At 53.5% G+C, this 17628-nt stretch carries 21 protein-coding genes; 1 reads left to right on the forward strand and 20 read right to left on the reverse strand.

Annotation, left to right across the window (positions count from 1 at the left end; all coding sequences use genetic code 11):
* Position 1 precedes the first annotated feature (1 nt).
* Positions 2-1288, reverse strand: coding sequence for a phage tail fiber protein (locus HV242_RS17595; RefSeq protein WP_181616802.1), 1287 nt, complete (start codon positions 1286-1288; stop codon positions 2-4).
* A gap of 126 nt (positions 1289-1414) precedes the next feature.
* Here HV242_RS17595 and HV242_RS17600 point away from each other — a divergent pair, with 126 nt between their 5' ends.
* Positions 1415-1777: a hypothetical protein gene (locus HV242_RS17600; protein WP_181616803.1), complete on the forward strand. Its 363-nt coding sequence runs from the start codon at positions 1415-1417 to the stop codon at positions 1775-1777.
* Here HV242_RS17600 and HV242_RS17605 read toward each other — a convergent pair.
* From HV242_RS17605 to HV242_RS17695, 19 genes are read right to left on the reverse strand one after another with little or no spacing between them, the layout of a single operon-like run.
* Positions 1742-2383: a hypothetical protein gene (locus HV242_RS17605; RefSeq protein WP_181616804.1), complete on the reverse strand. Its 642-nt coding sequence runs from the start codon at positions 2381-2383 to the stop codon at positions 1742-1744. The genes HV242_RS17600 and HV242_RS17605 overlap by 36 nt on opposite strands.
* The gene (locus HV242_RS17610) at positions 2380-2682 is read right to left on the reverse strand and encodes a hypothetical protein (RefSeq protein WP_016042153.1); all 303 of its coding nucleotides are present in this window, start codon (positions 2680-2682) and stop codon (positions 2380-2382) included. Before HV242_RS17610 ends, HV242_RS17605 begins: the two co-directional genes overlap by 4 nt.
* The gene (locus HV242_RS17615) at positions 2676-6212 is read right to left on the reverse strand and encodes a TipJ family phage tail tip protein (RefSeq protein ID WP_181616805.1); all 3537 of its coding nucleotides are present in this window, start codon (positions 6210-6212) and stop codon (positions 2676-2678) included. The genes HV242_RS17610 and HV242_RS17615 overlap by 7 nt, the downstream gene beginning before the upstream one ends.
* 53 nt (positions 6213-6265) lie before the next feature.
* Positions 6266-6856, reverse strand: coding sequence for a tail assembly protein (locus HV242_RS17620; RefSeq protein ID WP_181616806.1), 591 nt, complete (start codon positions 6854-6856; stop codon positions 6266-6268).
* A 56-nt stretch (positions 6857-6912) separates the two neighbouring features.
* Positions 6913-7323, reverse strand: a complete 411-nt coding sequence (locus HV242_RS17625) for a hypothetical protein (protein WP_220131401.1) — start codon at positions 7321-7323, stop codon at positions 6913-6915.
* A gap of 29 nt (positions 7324-7352) precedes the next feature.
* A complete protein-coding gene (locus HV242_RS17630) occupies positions 7353-8063 on the reverse strand; it encodes a C40 family peptidase (RefSeq protein ID WP_181616808.1) in 711 nt (236 codons plus the stop codon).
* Between the two features lies 1 nt (position 8064).
* The gene (locus tag HV242_RS17635) at positions 8065-8823 is read right to left on the reverse strand and encodes a phage minor tail protein L (protein WP_175068057.1); all 759 of its coding nucleotides are present in this window, start codon (positions 8821-8823) and stop codon (positions 8065-8067) included.
* A complete protein-coding gene (locus HV242_RS17640) occupies positions 8820-9158 on the reverse strand; it encodes a phage tail protein (RefSeq protein ID WP_181616809.1) in 339 nt (112 codons plus the stop codon). Before HV242_RS17640 ends, HV242_RS17635 begins: the two co-directional genes overlap by 4 nt.
* Before the next feature lie 2 nt (positions 9159-9160).
* Positions 9161-12442 (reverse strand): phage tail tape measure protein, encoded by a 3282-nt coding sequence (locus HV242_RS17645; RefSeq protein WP_181616810.1) that lies wholly within the window; start codon positions 12440-12442, stop codon positions 9161-9163.
* A gap of 34 nt (positions 12443-12476) precedes the next feature.
* Positions 12477-12740, reverse strand: a complete 264-nt coding sequence (locus tag HV242_RS17650; protein WP_181616811.1) for a phage tail assembly protein T — start codon at positions 12738-12740, stop codon at positions 12477-12479.
* Between the two features lie 23 nt (positions 12741-12763).
* On the reverse strand, positions 12764-13165 hold the full coding sequence (locus tag HV242_RS17655) for a phage tail assembly chaperone (protein ID WP_108647421.1): 402 nt from the start codon (positions 13163-13165) through the stop codon (positions 12764-12766).
* Positions 13166-13219: 54 nt separating this feature from the next.
* Entirely contained in the window at positions 13220-13690 is a 471-nt protein-coding gene (locus HV242_RS17660) for a phage tail tube protein (protein ID WP_061382656.1), read from the reverse strand.
* A gap of 53 nt (positions 13691-13743) precedes the next feature.
* Positions 13744-14091, reverse strand: coding sequence for a tail completion protein gp17 (gene gp17, locus HV242_RS17665; protein ID WP_059290927.1), 348 nt, complete (start codon positions 14089-14091; stop codon positions 13744-13746).
* Complete coding sequence (locus HV242_RS17670; protein WP_181616812.1) at positions 14088-14537, reverse strand: HK97-gp10 family putative phage morphogenesis protein; 450 nt, start codon at positions 14535-14537, stop codon at positions 14088-14090. Before HV242_RS17670 ends, gp17 begins: the two co-directional genes overlap by 4 nt.
* A complete protein-coding gene (locus tag HV242_RS17675) occupies positions 14534-14872 on the reverse strand; it encodes a phage head closure protein (RefSeq protein WP_181616813.1) in 339 nt (112 codons plus the stop codon). The genes HV242_RS17670 and HV242_RS17675 overlap by 4 nt, the downstream gene beginning before the upstream one ends.
* 9 nt (positions 14873-14881) lie before the next feature.
* Positions 14882-15208 carry a head-tail connector protein gene (locus HV242_RS17680; protein WP_040091735.1) on the reverse strand — a complete coding sequence of 109 codons (327 nt, stop codon included), beginning with the start codon at positions 15206-15208 and terminating at the stop codon, positions 14882-14884.
* Positions 15208-15516 carry a DUF7210 family protein gene (locus HV242_RS17685; RefSeq protein WP_181616814.1) on the reverse strand — a complete coding sequence of 103 codons (309 nt, stop codon included), beginning with the start codon at positions 15514-15516 and terminating at the stop codon, positions 15208-15210. The genes HV242_RS17680 and HV242_RS17685 overlap by 1 nt, the downstream gene beginning before the upstream one ends.
* 39 nt (positions 15517-15555) lie before the next feature.
* Positions 15556-16767 carry a phage major capsid protein gene (locus HV242_RS17690; RefSeq protein ID WP_181616815.1) on the reverse strand — a complete coding sequence of 404 codons (1212 nt, stop codon included), beginning with the start codon at positions 16765-16767 and terminating at the stop codon, positions 15556-15558.
* A 9-nt stretch (positions 16768-16776) separates the two neighbouring features.
* A complete protein-coding gene (locus HV242_RS17695) occupies positions 16777-17625 on the reverse strand; it encodes a head maturation protease, ClpP-related (protein WP_181616816.1) in 849 nt (282 codons plus the stop codon).
* Between the last annotated feature and the right edge of the window lie 3 nt (positions 17626-17628).

Here is a 17628-nt window from a genome sequence, read left to right on the forward strand (position 1 = left end):
TTTATTCACCTTCATCAGCAGCAAGGATCAGCTCTACGGCTCTGAGTTTCTGGTTGTACAGAGAATCGCCAGGCATTTCGACGCGCACGGATACAAACTGATCGCGGGGAATGTCTACAGGCTCGCCGTCGCTCACTCCTTCCAGTTCGTTCCTGGCGAACGTCGGCGCTTCAGGATGTGCGCGATGATAAGTTTTCACCAGCACCGAACCGTCAGCATTTACCTCATAGTCCAGCCATACCAGCGGTTGTTTATTACGGTCTGATGGGATCTCAAAACCACCATCAACCCCGCCCCAAATAGCCTCAGCATTCAGGCCATGACATCCTTCTATGAGATATTGGCCTGTGTCTATACGGCGTACTGTGCACCCCTCAGATTCATCATTTGTTTCGTAACTTCCATCAAAAAACAACTTAACGATAGGCGAAGCCCGTTTTATGAACCCGCTTGAGTCCACCGTTGTGTTTCTGTCATGCCAGTGAACACACCATGCACCGCCATTGTTAACGGTCATATCCGTAACCAGACCGTAGCGTGATGCCAATCCACCGACAGAGTTTACCTGGACCTGAGCAACCGCGCTGATTCTCCTCATAACGAGCATGGGACCGTACACGTTTACCCAGTTCGTTCCCGGCGCCCCAGCACCGGAAACAAAACCGTTATAGCCAACAATCTGATTCGCATCATTAGCAGGGATTGTGGGTGCCTCTGCACCCAATCCGAAGGCTCCAACCTGCAAAACAGCTCCAGATGTTTTGTCCTCGGTTGTGCTTTGCAAATTCTTCAACGCACTACTTCCTAAACCGAGGTTTGTGCGACTGCCTTCTGCCGTTGTTGCCCCGGTACCGCCGTCAGCAACAGCCAGCGCACCGTTACTCCCTTTCTGCGCCAGTTTGCCGATGCCGGGGATCGTAACAGCGGTGCCGTTGATGGTAACGGTGATGCTCTGGTTTGCTGAGGTGGTGGCGAACGTCTCCCACGCGCCAATGTTCTCGTCGTACTCTTTGATGAGCTGCGACATGGCCTGTGCCAGCCCATCAACCGAGATAATGTCCGACACAAGAATTCCATACTTCTGGCCGCTGAGCGCAGGGGAAGCAGCAGGCGTAACCGTCATTGACGTGGCGCTGTTCACAGATGAAATCTGGAACAGCTGCACCGGGTTAGACATGACGATAATCGTCTGGCCAGCGCGGACCTGACTGGCGGGTGCCGTCCAGTTCGTGCCGGTGCCGGTTGCGGTATTTCCGTTAATTGCGATGGTGCCGGTGTTATAAAGCATGAACTACCTCACGATAATAACGATCGTTAAAAGCGATCAATCGTGTAAAATTGATCGCTCATATCAATCTGACTATTTTTTAAACTCAAATAAAATGGAAGTTCCCGCATAAACAGGAATGTTGAAATGAAACTTTTATTTGCTGCAGCGCTTTTGCTGTTGGCTGGATGTACGAACAAACACACAGATAACACATTCCAGATGGATTACCCGGTTGATGCCGCTCGTTTATCGCTGGGTGGTGATATTCACGTAAATATCGACTGTGCCACCAGGGAGGTGGATGTTATTTCAGACAGTAGCAATGGAATATTCAGCCGCCATATTAATAAACGGTTAAGTAATATTTGCTATAAAAAAACGGATAAGCTGAATGTGATTTATCGCTTTAATTCAGCAAAGGGCGTGAAACAAGATATGATTGCGACTCATTATCCGCGCGTTCCTCCCGTGTCAAATTCCAACAAACTGAGCGATGGGGATTCTTAAGCCCCGCCCCTGAAACGTCTGGCTCCAGTTGCGCTGATTATTTGAAATGTATCTACCCTGGAGCTGCGAGCCAGTCCATTTGAGCACCACGCCTGAATACCCGACAACCGTACCATCATCGCTAAGGTTTCCTGGGCAGTTGTTTACCAGAATCCAGGGGTTGAAGCCTAAACTGACTGAAAAGGTATTGTTCTGCAGGTCATAGTTCGCTGGTACGTCAAAAAACCCAACTACTCTCGGCATCTTAGAGGCTGATGCAGCACTCCATATAAGGCTTCCGGCACTATCAAACACATCGAGATAACCACTCTGTAAGCCTATATTTCGCGCAGTTCGGATCATGCTTCCAGCATTATCTTCAAGCATATCAGCACCAGGAAAACCGTATTTGTTCGTGCCCAGCTGCAGCCACCTTAAACGGCCGTCATTCCAGAATGACTGCTGTGTAAAGCCGAGCGTACTGCCATCACCAAACGGACTGTTAACGCGGTAAGCGCCTTTGTCTGTTACGGCCCCCAGCGCGCGCTGATCGTAAAACAAGGTCGACCTGTTTTGCGAGTCCACCAGCAGTTTCCCGGCGCTGTTGTAAACTTCGAATCCGCTCATTGAAAGTTATAAACCTCAACATTGAGAGTGATTGCGGCACTTCCACCCGTGGGGAGATAGTAGAGAGTAAAGCCGCCGTTATAAGCGCGGCAAAAATACTCGTTTACAGTCACTCCAGTTGAAACAATTGTGACAAACGTCCCGTCCTGCGTTGCGCCAGAAAAAGCGACATTTTTTGACGTCTCTCCTGAAGCAAGCGAAACCGTTGCGCTGCCCATGTAACGGATCGCGTAATCGCTTAAATCCACCGCAACCCGCCCTGCACTATCCCAGCATTGCAAACCCTGTGGCATTACCATAACCCCATTCTGACACGCAGCACGTTGTTGCTGTCGTAGATGCGAATGAGGGTGCTGGATATCAGCATCCTCCCGCCACCGGCCACGCCGTTAATTTCGAACGTTCCACCCTTATCAAGCTTCCAGCCTGCAGAACCAGCCACATAGTTATTCGACTGGATATAGTTGCCGATTTTGGCGTTCTCAATGGTGCCGTCCTGGATGAAGCTGGCCCGGATGAATGTCTGCCCGTTCTGGATCACGAACGGCAAAGCCACGCTGTTTCCGGCTGCCGTGGTGACGGCGAAGCGATCAGCCAGGAAGATAACCTGCGACTGCATGCCGGATGGCGTATTCTCCACGCCGATCCCCATCCCCGCGGCGTAATACTGCCCATTGCTGGAAACGCCAACCTTGATGTTATACATCGCGCTGAGGTCGCCATTTACGTTCGCTATCGCCTGAGCGTTAGTTGTGATGGCTGAGGTATGCCCGTTCACCGTCGCCGTTATGCCGTTTATCTGCGTGGCCGTTGCCTGCTGATAGTCGGAGAACGTCTGATTCAGGCTATTGATGGATGCCTTGTTACCGTTGACGTCCGTCTGCAGGCTCAGCAGCGATCGTGCCGTTGCCTCCTTCTCGTTAACAATTACCTCATCAATACGATCCAGCTGCGCGCTGTTACCGGCGACCGTTGCGGATAGCCTTTTACGTGTGGCCACCTGCGCCAGCCCGTTCTGGATAATAGCGATTGCCGAGTTTTTCACCCCACCCGTCATGCCGTCCATAGACACACTGATGCTGTCGATTCTCTGGCCCAGCGCGGTATCAGCCGTCGCCACGGTCTGCTCAAGCTCAGAGAGAGAGGACGACACTTCACCAACCGTGCTCGAAAGTTCATTAACGCTGGTCTGAACCTGCCCGATGTCCTGCGCATTTTTGGCGATTTCCTGCGCCTGCAGCTCAAGTTCATCGTTGGCCTGTTTGATGTCGTCAGCCATGCCAGCAATTTTTTCATTGCTGTCCACCGCGTTCTCGATCAGGTCTTTGAAGGTATCGGAGTCTTTAATTTCCTCCAGGATCACATCGGTGATGTCGGAGACATCGATACTGGCCTGCCCTCGCACCCATTCTGTGTACCCTGATTCGTTTCCGCTGCGGTCCACCAGCTGCGCGCGGTACCAGAAAATCTGCCCAGCCTTAAGGCCCATCTGCTGATATTTGCGCTGCGGGTATGGCACATCGGCCAGCAGCATCGCATCGTCTTCGGTACCGGTGAGGCTATACTGAATTTCCGTCTTCAGCGTGTCGCCGGTATTCGCCGGGAATCCCCAGTTCAGTTCGATACCGAATACCACGTTTTCAGAAGCGATGAAGCCAACCGGCTTCGGTGGATTGCCCACTTTACCCGTTAGCGTTTTCTCTTCTGAATAGCCCCATCCGGATGATATTTCTGCGGCATTGATTGCGCGCACGCGCACCAGGTAGCGCCCGGCATAAATCCCCGGGACGTCGAACGACGTGGTGGAGCTGCGCGGCACGTTAACCCAGTTCCCGTCGTTGCGTCGCCATTGCGCTTCATAGGCGATAGCGTTCTGCGCCTGGTCCCAGCTCACGCGCATCGTTTCGACGCTGATATTTTGCTGAACCACTGAAAACGAGCTGATTACGATGTTCGCAGGCGGCGACTGGTTACCTGGCGGGATCACACTCACCGGCCGCTGGTCAATGATGGCTCCGGTATCAATACGGGCATATTTATCCGGGTCGTGCCATGCGCCGGTAATCGAGAAAGTGCCATCATCGTTATCGGAGACGCTGACAACACGATACTGCTGTGCGTAGAGCTCGTCCGATTCAACCACCCAAACAGCTTCGGCCTCTGGCGTCTCACTGTATGCCGTGGTGACTGTGACAGATTCCCCGTTTACAGCCTGAATGGTCCTGCTCTGCGACGCTCCGGATGGCAGGTTGAGAATAAGGCGATCACCTGCTGCTGCATCTGCCACACGGTCAAGTTTGATAACGCGACCGTTAACGGCGCTGATACGGCCGCCCATAACCTTTCCGGAAAGCAACTCGTCTGCCACGGCGATGATGTAGCCCGGCTGCGGAATGTTTCCGTCCAGCCCGACATCAAACGAAACAACGCGATCCTTGTTGTTGGTGAGAATACCCCAGCGTCCCTTTCGGTTCGCTTCTGACTGTCTGGTGCAGCCGATGGCTGTCATTTCCAGCTGATTGAAGCCGTACCGCGCCACCAGCGCCTGCTCAAATACCGGCTCCATCGCGTCGGCATAGGCATTGCCGGGATCTGACCATGAAACCAGCGCTGTGGTGTAGCGGCTTTTCGTGGTGCTGCTCGAATAGGTGAAGCGACCGCCTACAACGTTAGCGCGCGTGTAGCTGTAATCAACATCGCGCGGCATGTCAGCCAGGGCCACGATCTGATCCCCGCCCCAGTAAGTCATGCCACGGAAGATAGCAGCAAAATCACGCAGGACTGTGTAGGCGTCGTTCCGGTCCTGAATGTACACGTTGCAGGTATAACGTGGTTCGGTACCGTTACCCCCTTTGCCGTCTGGTACCATCTGATCACAATACTGAGCAACCTGATAAAGCGTCCATTTATCAATATTCGCAGCAGTCAAACGGTGCCCGAGGCCGAACCGGTCAGAAACAACCAGATCGTAAAAAATCCACGCAGGGTTATCCGTCCATGCCCACTTAAACGCACCGGTCCATGTACCGCTATAAGTACGGGTTTCAGGGTCATAGGTATCTGGAACGCGGATAACACGGCCGCGGGGCTCGCAGGAGATCTGCGGGATAGAACCGTTAAACTGGCTGGAATCGAATTCGATGTAGAGTAGCGCTGTGTTGGGATAGCGTAACTTGGCGTCAATCACCTCAGTGAAGCTCTGCAGCGTCATCGTGTCGCCGATCTTCGCGCTGTTGGCATCAGAGGTAATTTTACGCAGTCTGATTGTCCAGGTGCTGCCAGCCTGCGGTAAATCGATACGGTGGCTGCGCTCATAACCAGACGTCGTTTTGCCGGTCACGCTGGTATTGAGTACCGTCTGCCATGTGCCGCCGTCCGTCTGCAGGTCAATCGCATAATTAACCGAGTAACCGACCAGATCACCATCGTCTTCCTGTTTGAAAAGCGATGGCCATTTCAGACGCAGGCGAACTGCTGAAAGCTGAGTATTGGTAAACGTTCGCGTCCAGGCTGTGGCGCTTGATACCTCAGTTCCCACGCTGATCTCGTTTTCGGTGCCGGGAATACCCTGTATATACTTTTGCGCCTGCGTTCCCGCGCGAAACTCCCACGTCACGCCGCTGAAGTTTTGGGAGCCGTCTGCATTCTCCAGGGCCGTTCCGTCCAGGTAGATATCTTTGCCGGTTAGCTGCCCTGCAAACTCCCCTTCCCCAAGCGCAACGAGGATTTTGGCCTTCGCTACAGATTGCAGATCATCAGGCTGTTCGGTAGGGGTTCGTGAACTGGAGCTGCCGCCCTTGCGGCCCTTCAACACTTTTTCTGTAGCCATATTGCGCCCATAAAAAAAGCCACCCGAAGGTGGCCTGAAAAGAGGATTGTTATCTACTGCTGATCTTCGACATAAATTCCGGCTGAGATAATCGCTCCGCCTATCCGCCGGCGGCCATAAAGGAGCGGTACCGGGTAGCCTTGCGCAGCGGTATTGGTTACTCCGCCGAACGCGTATGATGCGCGGTTATCTGCACTTTGTTTGCTGGCTAATCCGGTTGGTTGAGGTGATAGCATTTGGACAACCCCGCCCAGGATCAACGCTCCACCAGCTTGATAGAAAAATGGTGATGCTCCAGCAAATGGCGTAAAATTTAAAACCACCCCGACGGCCACCAATACCGCGCCTAAAATAGTTTGTAATACACCTGCTTTTTTACTTCCAATAGGCACAGGTATTATTCTTATTACCTCGCCCTTGACAGGAAACCCTAATTCATCAATGCCTATATTTTTCTTCCCGCGAAAAACTGCATAAGAAAGCCCCCTTTGCTTACTCGTATTCATGAATTTTTCGAAACCATTAATCGTAGCAGCTAAGGCTTTGCAAGCTTCTTGAGTTGTGCTTATTGAGCGCTGATGCGTTTTACCAAAAGTCTTTCCAAGCACGCCGCCTAGCTCAATGCGAGTCATTACATCTGACATGAATCACCCCAATAAAAAAGCCACCCGGAGGTGGCCTTTGTCTATTAAAATTAACTCTAGTTTATCGACATCGGGAGTATGTCAACATTCCCACTCTGATCGATAAATATCCGTAAAACTCGTGGAGTATTTTCTTTAATTGAAAATTCACGCTCTTTTTTAGGCGCACCATTGCATAGGCCTTTCCCGGCAAATCCTGCCCCTATCAACACATCGCCAGGGTTAAGGAAAGCAGTGACTTTTTCCCCTGTATCAAGTTCCGCCAAATATTTACCATTGACATAGGCTGTTATAGCGCATCCACCAGCGACGAAACCTTTATCGCGAATGATAGTTACGGCAGTTGTGTTTGTTTTCTGTTGAAATTCTTTTGGTGCTGACACTTCTTTTGCATATTGCGGGAGAACTGGCTCTGTAGAACAGCCAGCCATAATTAACAAAGAAAAGGCCAATAATGTTTTTTTCATATCCCTATCCCCTTTAGTTTTGCAAAAGGTTAGCACAGAGATTTGTAACGTAGAATCTTCATCGTCCTTTCTTGCCAGTAGCCACCATACGGTACGCGCTGGCTCAGATGTCCGTACAGGTGGTGCAGCAGCATATTTCCCTCCAGCAGAATTCCCGCGTGATTCCACTTATCAGCCTGGACCTGCATGATCACCATATCGCCGGGTTTCGGTGGCCCGTCGAATTCACGGAATCCGCACTCATACCAGCAATCCTGATAGAAATTATCCGCATAATCATTTTCCCACCAGGGATAATCCACCCGGTAATCGTGGAGCTCGATACCATGCGTTTGCCGGAAATAGCTCATTACCAGCCCCCAGCAGTCAAAGTGACCAAGCACAAACGGGCGCTCCAGCAGCGGCAGTTCTCCACGCGGTTGGATGGTACGTAAATCTCCCTCCGGCCAGCTAACAATATGCCAGGGTAAAAGCGTTGCGTCGCATTGCGCTTTATCCAGTTCGCTCGGTTGTGTCGTGGCGTCAGGGTGACTGTGAACGATGGCGATCACCGTTCCCCAGTCCTCAGCAGCTGCGTAGTCTTCGGGGCAAAGTGCAAAATTATCCTCCGGCGCCGCGGCAAGATTCCGGCACGGGAAATAACGTTCAACACGGCTTTTCTGCGCCACCACGCCGCAACACTCGCGAGGATATTCAGCTGCAGCATGCGCCATAATCGCATCGATGGTTTTCTGACGCATATCAACTCCTGATCAAAGACGTGCCCGGGAAGCCACCAAACGAGAGTTCGTTATTTTCGCCGAATCGCAGTTTGCAGGCCGTCAGCGTGCCGTTGCATTCATCCAGCGACGGATCGCTTACCGGGTTGTTGTTTTTATCGAAATAGCGGGTTCCGGCATAGTCGCAGCCGTCGCCAGTGCGATATTTATTCCGGATGCACCAGGTACACAGGGAATGAAGCTGTCGCGTCGGGATCATTTGCCCCTGCAGGTCCATCGGGCTGGACAGAACAAATTCAACGGTTTCACCGGCAAGCTCGCCCGTTTTCCCGTCGATATACCAGACCTGCAGCTTTTCCTGAGTCGGATCTGCTGTAGGGTTACCGTCTGCGAAATTCCTGGCATCGAGATATTTCTCTTTTGTGTCGTGAATAGTGACTTTCGCCTGCAGCAGATCGTCATACGCAAGACACAGAGCAGAAATGGAGCTTTCGATGTTCGCAACCGTCAGTGATGGCGTTGCACTGCTCCCACTGGTTGATTTCTCCAGACCTTCCAGCTGATACGGCCAGGCGGCGTATTCATTTCCCTGCCACCAGATTGGTTTCGCCGGAAGCTTGGACTCATCCCCACCAGCGGCGATGATTTCCGCTTCTGTGTGGGGAATGCTGTAATTGTGAAAGCGGAGAACGTCCGTTAGCCCAAATGAAGAACCGTCCACCTCAATCAGACGAACATCGTTTCCGGATTCCAGCTTCTGATAATCTGCGTTTAAGCTCATGGTTTAAATGCCTGGATGAATGTTGCTTCAAGGTTGAATTTCCCCGCGCCCAGCCCGGTGGGTTTAAACGTTTCGCAACGATACAAACCCAAAGGTTCGAGCGGTGGCTTCCACTGAAAGGCTTTCGTTCCTTGATGCCTGTCGAGGAAAGACTTAATGGCTAAAATGTAGGTTTCGTTGCCAGTAAAGTTAAGCGTCCACTGCTGAGCTCTGGTGTTCAATCCATCCCCTGAAACCTGCTCATACCCATCACCAAACTGTGCTTTCCTGACGCGGAAATTTGTATCAGCCTCCGCGTTAATTCGTGGGCACCAGGTGAAAGTTTCGATGGCCATAATTATCGGGTTCCTTTCATTGCGTTCCAGATGTCACCGCCGGGACGGATATCACGCATCACATTCTGCTTATATCGGCGATCAACAAATTCCCCGACCTCAGCACCAAATTGCTCAAGGCCTGGCGAGGTCTGAGTTTGAGTGTTGCCGTTGCCATCGATGGTGATATAAACCTGTGGCGCCGAAGATACAGACTGACCTCCGCCACCTCCGACCGCCCGAACACCGAGAGAACCATCCGGCGCGCGCGTCAGCGGCATGATCGCCTCCGGCCCAGCCTCGCCCATGATTCCGGCTCCGCCTTTTGCGAAAGCAAACATGGTAGGGTTTCTGACGATCCCATTACTGAAAGCACTCAGGGATGGAGAGTCATAAACGCCGCCTTTGGCGTTAAACTGGAAGTTCGATCCGTAACTGGAAATTGCCGTGCCGGTACTGGCTGATGCTCCCGCCCCGCCCCCGAAGAAGCTGCCTACACTGCCGATGAGTGAGCCAAAGATGCCAGATCCGGAAGATGCCCCGCCCATCGCGCTAACCACCGCCATCTGCAGAGCCACTTTTTCGATGATCTGCAGGACAGAAATACCCCACGATTTCCAGCTAACTTTATTTCCTTCGAGCATTGAGGTGACATTACCAAATGCGCTGTCGAATGTGGTTTTTACCCCGTCAGAAACCGTGCCGGATACGTTACTGATTTCATCAAACCAGTTGGCATAGCCCCGCGATACTCCGGACATCCAGTCCGCTTCAGCTGCAGCTATAGCCTTGTATTTCTTATCCAGAGCATCGAGGGCAGCTGCGCGCTCTGCTATGGCCTTGGTGCCACCGTCCGTTTTAGCAAAAACACGGTCGATCTGTTGAGTCTCGTCGAACCGTCCGCGCTGGCGATCACTCATGCCTGCGGTTTCGGTTGTCAGCGTCGCCTCATCCCTGAACTTTCTGGCCGCTTCAGTTAAGTCCTTCAGGGCATCAGCCTGTTCGCGCTGCTTACGCACGTTCTCATCGGCCTTTTGCGTCCATTTCGCCAGTTCTGCTGATGATGCCTGAATTGCCCTGCGTTGCTCGTCGGTCCATTTAGTGCCTGCCTGATGTGACGCCGCATAAAGCTCAGAGGCTTTTTCGCCTTCTGTAGCCCTGACGCGCTGCACGTCGATAGCCACGCTCAGATCGGCCATTTTCCGGGAATACTGTTCGGCGGTGCTGGCCGCCTCACGCTCGGCTTTACTCTGCGCTTTTGAAGCAGCCGTGGAGGTCTTTTTGGCCTCAGCTGCTGCCGCATCCTTTTTGGCGGCCTGATCCTTGTTGTAGATATACTGGGTATAAAGCGCCCCCGTCAGCTTCAGGTCTTCTGCTTCATACACGTGCTGCTGATGGAGTTTCTCTAATCCACTTAAGCTGGCCAGCTCATTATCGCGGCGCGAGCGCTCCAGTGCGGTTTGCTGTTGCGGTGTTGCGTTCGCCAGTGAAACGACGGGCCCGGCATATTGTGGCGGCTTGGCGCCAGCGGTCGCTGACATTGAGCGGTTAAGCAGGTCATACGCACCTTTCAGGATAGAGACGGCGCCAGCCTGCTCGATAGCCTTTTGTGCGGCAAGATCACTGGCCTGGTTAACCAGCTTCTGCGTTTGCTCGACTTTTGAAGCTGCCTGTTCGCGCTGGTACTCCAGCTGGTTTAGCTTATCAGTCAGCTCGATGTTTTTGGCCGTGATGTCGGCCTGGTCCATGAAGGTGTTGATCAGGGTCAGCGTCGGATGGCGGTTGTAGTCCTGCTGGATTTGGTCAACCGCCTTAAGGCTGTCTTTCACCTTCGCGATCTGAGAGTCGAGGTCGGCCAGGTCCTGTTTTTGCGCCTGTAAAGATGTACGGGCATCAGCCGCGGTCGAACGCAGGCCAAGCACCGACATCTGCTGGAGCTTGGTGTTGATCTCATCAAGGTTGTTGGCAAAACCTACCGCCTCACGGTGCACCTGCTGGGTATGCTGATAAAGGCCATACATCGCAGCGCCGGCACCAATAATCACTCCCGGCCATCCACCGAGAATACCCAGCACCCCACTACCCAGCCGTGACATTACCGAGGCTGTATTGGTGAGGTTGTTAGCTGCTGAGGTCCTGCCAGCCAGCGCCGTATTCAGTGATGCCTGAGCTGCAGCAAGATTACGCTCAGCGACAATCTGAGCCTCAATACTCGTCGCCGCTGCGCGCGCCTGTTGAGCACGGTATACAGCCTGGCGACCAGCAGCAACGCTAACCTGAGCGCCGCGAACCTGAGCCTGCGCCAGCGCGACCTCGGCGGCCGTATTAGCGAGCACTGCCCGGGTTGACTGAGCGACGCTGCCAACCATATTGCCGAAATAACGGGCGAGGCCAACACCAACCAGAAGACCGGCTGTATTTGCCACATCATCGATGTTATTCGCCAGACCATCCAGCACGCCAGAAAGCGTGGATGATGCGCCGACAGCATCATTCGCCCCGCCAACCCATGCGAGAAAGGCGTTTTGCACTTTCTGTGCAGATCCGCTGATGGATGCAGGAAGGGTGTCGAACTCTTTACGGAGGATCTCGACGTTGGTCAGTAATGGGACGATCTTGTTGGTCGTCAGCTCGCCGTTGTTGGCCATGTTACGCAGGCCACCGACAGTGGTACCCAGGCCATCAGCCAGCAGTTTAGCCAGGCGGCCGCCGTTCTCCATGATGGAGTTAAATTCTTCACCTCGCAAAACGCCTGAGCCAAGCGCCTGGCTAAGCTGGGTGATAACAGAGCTCGCCTCTTCGGTGCTGGCACCAGACAGCTTCAGTGAGGTTGCAACGGTTTCTGTAACTTTTGCGACGTCAGCGGAAGCGTAACCGGCATCACGCAGTGACTGGGCAATACGGCTGTAAAGGTTGCTGTTTGCTTCGAGTGATGTTCCGGTGCGCTGGCTGATCTCCATCAGCACGCGCTGGGATTGCACGTAATCCTCACTGGACGACGATGCCAGGCGAAGACGTCCATTCAACTGGTTCCATGTATCGGCAAACTGAATCAGCTGATGCGTTGCAAATGCACCAGCCCACGCACCGGCAAGCCCGGCAGCAGAAGATCGCACGGTTGCAAGCTGAGAATTCAGGTCAGCCAAAGACCGCTGAGTTTCACGCGTGGCCGCTGCAGCTTTTTTTCCGCCCTGTTCCATAGTGCGGTAGTAATCGGTTCCCATGCGGGACGCTCTGGCGATCTCAGACTGGAAAGAAGAAGAGTTCGCCGAAATTTTGATGATTAGCTCACGCAGCGTTGCCATATTTCACCCATAAAAAAGCCCGCAGCCGCGGGCGTCAAAGACCGGATATCCATTTTTCGAGTTCTGAGACTTCTGCGACCCCTTCCTGCTCACCCCATTTCAGCATCACATCAGGGATAGTGAACTTCCCGCCCTGAGAGTTCAGCATTGCAACGGAGATCTGCGCCGCCTGTGCATCGGCGCGCCAGTCACCCACAGGACTGATGCGGTCGAACTCTATCCACATTTTTAGCTCACTGGCGGTAATGGTCTGGCGCAGTTCGTGGAGAGTGCGCCCCATCCGGAGCGCGAGCGACATCAGGAAGAAGGTCAGCGGCTGCTTTACGGCTTTCCCGCTTCTTCCTGACTCATGCCGAGGTTGAGGGCCTGAGCCAGCAGGCGGGAGTGTACGGGACCATAAATTTTAGATACCAGCTCCTGATCCTCGTCGCTGAATACGCGCTCGCCGTTTTCATCCAGCAGAACGTCAATAAACAGAACCACATCAGCCTTTTTGTTACGCAGAAACTTTTCCGCCTCCGTCAGCGTCGGTGCCTCTTCGCCCTCGGCGAGCTGGGGATTAACGATCTCCCGGAATTTCACCCAGGCATCGCCAGAGGGTTCACGCAGCGTTACCCTTGCGCCATCCCATTCAGGGACCGTGATACCTTCTTTGGTGCGATAGGCTTTCGATGCTGTAAGCGCCACGTTGCGTAATGAATTCTGTGATGTTTTTTGCGCCATTTCATTTTTCTCTTGTTACATGGTCGGAGGGATAAAAAAAGCGGCCGAAGCCGCTCAGGAACCAGACGCATAGATGCGCTTAGGTTTGCCGCGTACACGCAGAGAATAGGTAGCGCCAACAACGGAAGAGGTTGCTGCAGACCACGAGCTCTGGCGTACTTCCACCAGCACGTAAAAACCGTTGCCAGACGGGAATACCACGCGCAGCGCACGGAGTTCGTCATTTTCGTAAGCGGTCTGCAGTGCCTCCTGTGCTGCTTCATCGCCAACCCAGTTACGGGTAATGCTCATTTCAGCAGGCGCGGCGAGGCCATTGGTTTGCTCCTGTTCCGTCGAGCAAAGCGTGGTTACGTCGATATCCCCTTTTTGACCGCCCGTGAAGGTGATTTCCTTTGTTGCACAGGCCGCTTCCAGCCAGGTAATGCCAGCACCCGGGAAGGTTGAGGAGTTAAAATCCTCAGCGGTTACGGGCGCGTCGGAGACGGCAAAGGTCATCCCCTTTGTGACTTCATACTTACTGGTCATGATTTCTCCAGATAAAAAAAGACCGCCTGAGCGGTCTGTTGTGGTGGGTAAGGTTAAACGGTTACCTGAAATTCGAGCGTCGCCCGGTGATATCGCAGATCAGGCTCATAGCCTGGCGTTTTAACAATGCTTTCCGGCTTCAGCACCTGCAGGGCATCAAGCGCCATATTTCTGATCGTGCGCGCTTCAGTGATGGTGCTGGAATACACATCAACCTGCACGGAAACGGCTGATTCAGCCTGACCGCAGAGAACGTCAGCGGCCACGTCGGTAATAATCGAGAAAATTACCCAGGGCGGCGAGACTGAAGGCTTCCCGTCACTACCGAGCGGCGCAACGTAGGGATAAACCTGCCCTCCAGCCAGCGGCGCGAGCAGTGGATAGAGATCGTCTTCCGTCATTTGCTTAATGCCTCATCAATCGCCTGGTTCATGCGTTTGATCGCGACCTCCGTCGCCTGCTCCTGGCGAACATCGAACGCAGGACGCACAAACGGATGAGGCGGCATATTCACCGTCCCCATTTCAACAAACCGCCAGTAAAAGGCGTTTCGCGGATCGCTGGCTTTCATTGTGTTGTCGCTATTACCGGTTCGCATGTTGCGACCACGAATATGGACACCGGAAGAAATTTCCCCGCGGCGGCGTGAGCGCTGAGTCAAAACGACCACGTTTTTCTTCAGCTTTCCAGTTCTCTCAGGAGCGCGTGCAATCACTTCTTCCTTTAGCACTTCTGCCCCGGCGCGCGTAGCATCACGCAGAACCTTGTTGTTTTCAGCGCGGCTAAGTGCCTCCAGGTCCTTTGCGATGTCATTCAAACCGGAAAAATCGAGGCTCGTCTCAATCATTTTTCGGTACCCTGTTTGCAAAGAATTTCGAGCTGAATACCACGAGAATCAGGGATTGGCGGACCAACGATATTCAAAACGGCCCCCTTGAACGGGCCAGTCATAACCCTGAGTCTGGACGCAGCAGTTATATCGCTACGAAATCGAGTCCATACCCTGATAGTGGCGACTGCGGTTTCAGCACCAGCGGCTACCAGCTCGCGCCCGCTGATGCCCTTTACTTCTGCCCAGGTTTCTGCGCCGTCATGCCATATTTCAACAGGCTGGCCAGAAGGATCTCTGGATGTTGTGATGTTCTGAACCACCACCCTGTCTCTCAGTCTTCCGGCTTGCATAAAGTCCTCCTATACCCCGTAAATTCGGTATGGCTGCAGCAAGGCTTCAACAGCAAACGGAACCTCTGCAACGGTCTGACCGACGGCCACTGATTCTCTGTTGGCATACCAGTGACCTATCAGCAGTAACATGGCCGCCTTCACATCGTCATTAAGAAGAATCGGGTCTGGGTCGTCTGCGTAGCCAGGGGAGCTTTGATTTTCATAGAGCGTTCGCCTTGTCCATGTCTGGACGTACCGGGCTGCCGCACCGGTGTATAAAGTCAGCAGGGCATCGTCTCCGGAAAAATCGGTATCAATGCGGCAGTGCTGTTTCACCACATCAAGATCGACCATTATTTTTTCGCCTTTTTTTCCGCTTTTACTTCGGGCTGTTCCTGCTGCTGTTCCTGCTGCTGTTCCTGCTGCTGTTCCTGCTGCTGTTCCTGCTGCTGTTCCTGCTGCTGTTCCTGCTGCTGTTCCTGCTGCTGTTCCTGCTGCTGTTCCTGCTGCTGTTCCTGCTCTGCAGGATTTTCTGATTCATCGAGCATCGCATAGCCTTTTTTGATGAGCTCGCGTCCGTGCTGTTCCAGAGTTTCCAGCGGAAGCCCTTCAGTAACGACGGTACCGCCGAAATAAATCGGTTTGAGTGCAATCAGTTTCATTTTCCCACCTGTAAAAGCGGCCCGAAGGCCGCTGTTTCATCAGCTACCAGCGCCAGTGCGGAATGCACCGTACACGAACGCTTCGGGGCGTTTAACAGCCAGCGCCAGACGTTCTTCACAACGGATGGTGAGCATGTTTTTCTCGAAGTCGTCGGCGTTCTCTGTGGAGATCACCACGTTCGCATCTTCGCGGTCGAAGATTTGCGCGCCTGCGTTGAAAGCACCGGTCAGGAATTTACCCTGGAAGGCAGCCGCTTCGGTGGCAACAACCGGCAGGCCCCACAGAGTAGGTCCAGTCAGCGCTGCCGGGTTAGCCAGGATATAGCGGCCCAGGCTGTCTTTTGTCAGCTCGATCCGCGCCCAGTCAATGAAATGAAGGACATGACCTGACGCCGGGAAGCGCGCCAACTGCGCCTGCAGCATTGCCAGACGCAGATCGTCAATGCCGCTCTGCTGTTCAACAGTGAAAGCAGGATCAAACGCTGACGCCTGAGGAACGATGCCATGCAGATGTACACCGGTACCGTCGCCGAAGAGAATTTCCTGCTCTTCCGCGTACTTCAGCCCGTAGCGCATTTCGGCATCAACGGTTGACTGCAGCTGTGCGAAGTCATCCAGGATCTGCTTGGAGGCTTTGAACAGGTGGGCGATGGTGCTTACGCCAGTGATTTTCGGCGTAAACTCAATGTCGCTGTATGGTTTCTGCGTATTTTCAGGAACCACTTTCGCGTTGTTGGTAAAGCCTGTCTGCTGCACCCAGAAAATAGCCGGGGAGGAAGTGCGGCCAGGCGCTATCAGATCGCGAATGAACAGGCGCTGTTTTGGTGCCGTATCGATGCCCGGAATGCGCTGGGGTTCGACGACGCCATCAGGCACATCTGCAGAAGTCAGTGCGGCCTTCACAGGGATGCTGATACGTTTGCCGCCTTCAACGCCGGCAGCAAAGGTTTTCAGCGCTTCAGCAGAGATCACCTGCTGGCCGATTGATTCCACAACATGCTTCGCATTAGCCAGCGGCATCTGGGCAACATGTTGCTCCAGATCCCCCATCGCCGCCTTAAGCGTTTTTTCTGCTTCGCGCAGGGCATTGAACTCAGAAGCCATTTTATCAACGGCTGCCTTTGTTTCTTCTGACAGCTTGCCGGATTTCTGCGCCTCTTTGAGTGCGTCTTCTGCTTTCGCGTTGAACTTGCCGGTTGCCTCTTCAATGCTGGCAGTGACTTTTTTCAGAATATCGTTTACTTCAGACATAAAGGGTCCTTATTTGACTAGCGCCGCCAGGGCGTTTTCAAGTGAATTGATGGTTTCAGGTTTGATGTCTTCGGCAGCGCCCGGCGTACCGTCGTTGGTGGTGACAGCGCCAGGCATGCCACCGGATAAGGCTTTAATGAGTTTTCTGCGCTCAGAGCGCGGGGTATTGGTCTTGGCCAGCAGGGCATCAAGTTTCCGAAGCGCTGCTGCTGGAGATTCATCGCCGTCGCTGACTGCATCAGCAGAAAGCAGACTGTCTGCCAGTCCCTTCGCCACAGCATCACTGCCACCGATATAACTTTCGGCGTCCATCAGTTTCTGAACGGCGGCTATATCAAGGCCTGAGCGCGCCGCGTAGATATCAGCCATAGCGGTATCGAAGGGCTCCAGTGACTGTGCCAGTTCAGCAAAGTCATGGCGGTTTCCCATCGCGTATACCCAGCAGTTGTGGATCATCAGGAAGGCACCACGGCCAATCTGAATATCATCCCCGGCCATCGCAATTATTGAGGCGGCACTGGCGGCAATGCCAAGTACCTTCACCGTCACACGGCCTTCGTATTCGCGGAGAAGGTTGTAAATTGCCAGGCCTTCAAACATGTCGCCGCCCGGGGAGTTGATATTCACCGTAACGTCGGCACCGTTCATTGCCCGAAGCGCACCGGCAATGCGTTTCGCCGTCACACCCTCGCCCCAGTAGTCCTGGCCGATAACATCAAAAACAGAAATGCTGTTATCGTCGGTGGCCGCCGCCTTGATCCCGCCGTCCCAGCGGTCCAGTGCAGACGGTAATGTTTCACAGGTAACGCGCGCGCAGGGGCGACCCGCCGGTGCTACCGGAAGTTGTTTTTTGCTCATCAG

This window comes from Enterobacter sp. RHBSTW-00593 (genome assembly GCF_013784105.1).
Lineage (GTDB): Bacteria > Pseudomonadota > Gammaproteobacteria > Enterobacterales > Enterobacteriaceae > Enterobacter > Enterobacter ludwigii.

What these genes read in the sequence shown, in the direction of transcription:
- HV242_RS17655 (WP_108647421.1), bottom strand. Translation starts at nt 13,165, where the DNA reads ATGGCGCAAAAAACATCACAGAATTCATTACGCAACGTGGCGCTTACA.
- HV242_RS17625 (WP_220131401.1), bottom strand. Translation starts at nt 7,323, where the DNA reads ATGAAAAAAACATTATTGGCCTTTTCTTTGTTAATTATGGCTGGCTGT.
- gp17 (WP_059290927.1), bottom strand. Translation starts at nt 14,091, where the DNA reads ATGACGGAAGACGATCTCTATCCACTGCTCGCGCCGCTGGCTGGAGGG.
- HV242_RS17685 (WP_181616814.1), bottom strand. Translation starts at nt 15,516, where the DNA reads ATGAAACTGATTGCACTCAAACCGATTTATTTCGGCGGTACCGTCGTT.
- HV242_RS17670 (WP_181616812.1), bottom strand. Translation starts at nt 14,537, where the DNA reads ATGATTGAGACGAGCCTCGATTTTTCCGGTTTGAATGACATCGCAAAG.
- HV242_RS17635 (WP_175068057.1), bottom strand. Translation starts at nt 8,823, where the DNA reads ATGAGCTTAAACGCAGATTATCAGAAGCTGGAATCCGGAAACGATGTT.
- HV242_RS17595 (WP_181616802.1), bottom strand. Translation starts at nt 1,288, where the DNA reads ATGCTTTATAACACCGGCACCATCGCAATTAACGGAAATACCGCAACC.
- HV242_RS17650 (WP_181616811.1), bottom strand. Translation starts at nt 12,740, where the DNA reads ATGTCGCTCGCGCTCCGGATGGGGCGCACTCTCCACGAACTGCGCCAG.
- HV242_RS17690 (WP_181616815.1), bottom strand. Translation starts at nt 16,767, where the DNA reads ATGTCTGAAGTAAACGATATTCTGAAAAAAGTCACTGCCAGCATTGAA.
- HV242_RS17620 (WP_181616806.1), bottom strand. Translation starts at nt 6,856, where the DNA reads ATGTCAGATGTAATGACTCGCATTGAGCTAGGCGGCGTGCTTGGAAAG.
- HV242_RS17605 (WP_181616804.1), bottom strand. Translation starts at nt 2,383, where the DNA reads ATGAGCGGATTCGAAGTTTACAACAGCGCCGGGAAACTGCTGGTGGAC.
- HV242_RS17695 (WP_181616816.1), bottom strand. Translation starts at nt 17,625, where the DNA reads ATGAGCAAAAAACAACTTCCGGTAGCACCGGCGGGTCGCCCCTGCGCG.
- HV242_RS17645 (WP_181616810.1), bottom strand. Translation starts at nt 12,442, where the DNA reads ATGGCAACGCTGCGTGAGCTAATCATCAAAATTTCGGCGAACTCTTCT.
- HV242_RS17675 (WP_181616813.1), bottom strand. Translation starts at nt 14,872, where the DNA reads ATGCAAGCCGGAAGACTGAGAGACAGGGTGGTGGTTCAGAACATCACA.
- HV242_RS17640 (WP_181616809.1), bottom strand. Translation starts at nt 9,158, where the DNA reads ATGGCCATCGAAACTTTCACCTGGTGCCCACGAATTAACGCGGAGGCT.
- HV242_RS17615 (WP_181616805.1), bottom strand. Translation starts at nt 6,212, where the DNA reads ATGGCTACAGAAAAAGTGTTGAAGGGCCGCAAGGGCGGCAGCTCCAGT.
- HV242_RS17660 (WP_061382656.1), bottom strand. Translation starts at nt 13,690, where the DNA reads ATGACCAGTAAGTATGAAGTCACAAAGGGGATGACCTTTGCCGTCTCC.
- HV242_RS17600 (WP_181616803.1), top strand. Translation starts at nt 1,415, where the DNA reads ATGAAACTTTTATTTGCTGCAGCGCTTTTGCTGTTGGCTGGATGTACG.
- HV242_RS17610 (WP_016042153.1), bottom strand. Translation starts at nt 2,682, where the DNA reads ATGGTAATGCCACAGGGTTTGCAATGCTGGGATAGTGCAGGGCGGGTT.
- HV242_RS17680 (WP_040091735.1), bottom strand. Translation starts at nt 15,208, where the DNA reads ATGGTCGATCTTGATGTGGTGAAACAGCACTGCCGCATTGATACCGAT.
- HV242_RS17630 (WP_181616808.1), bottom strand. Translation starts at nt 8,063, where the DNA reads ATGCGTCAGAAAACCATCGATGCGATTATGGCGCATGCTGCAGCTGAA.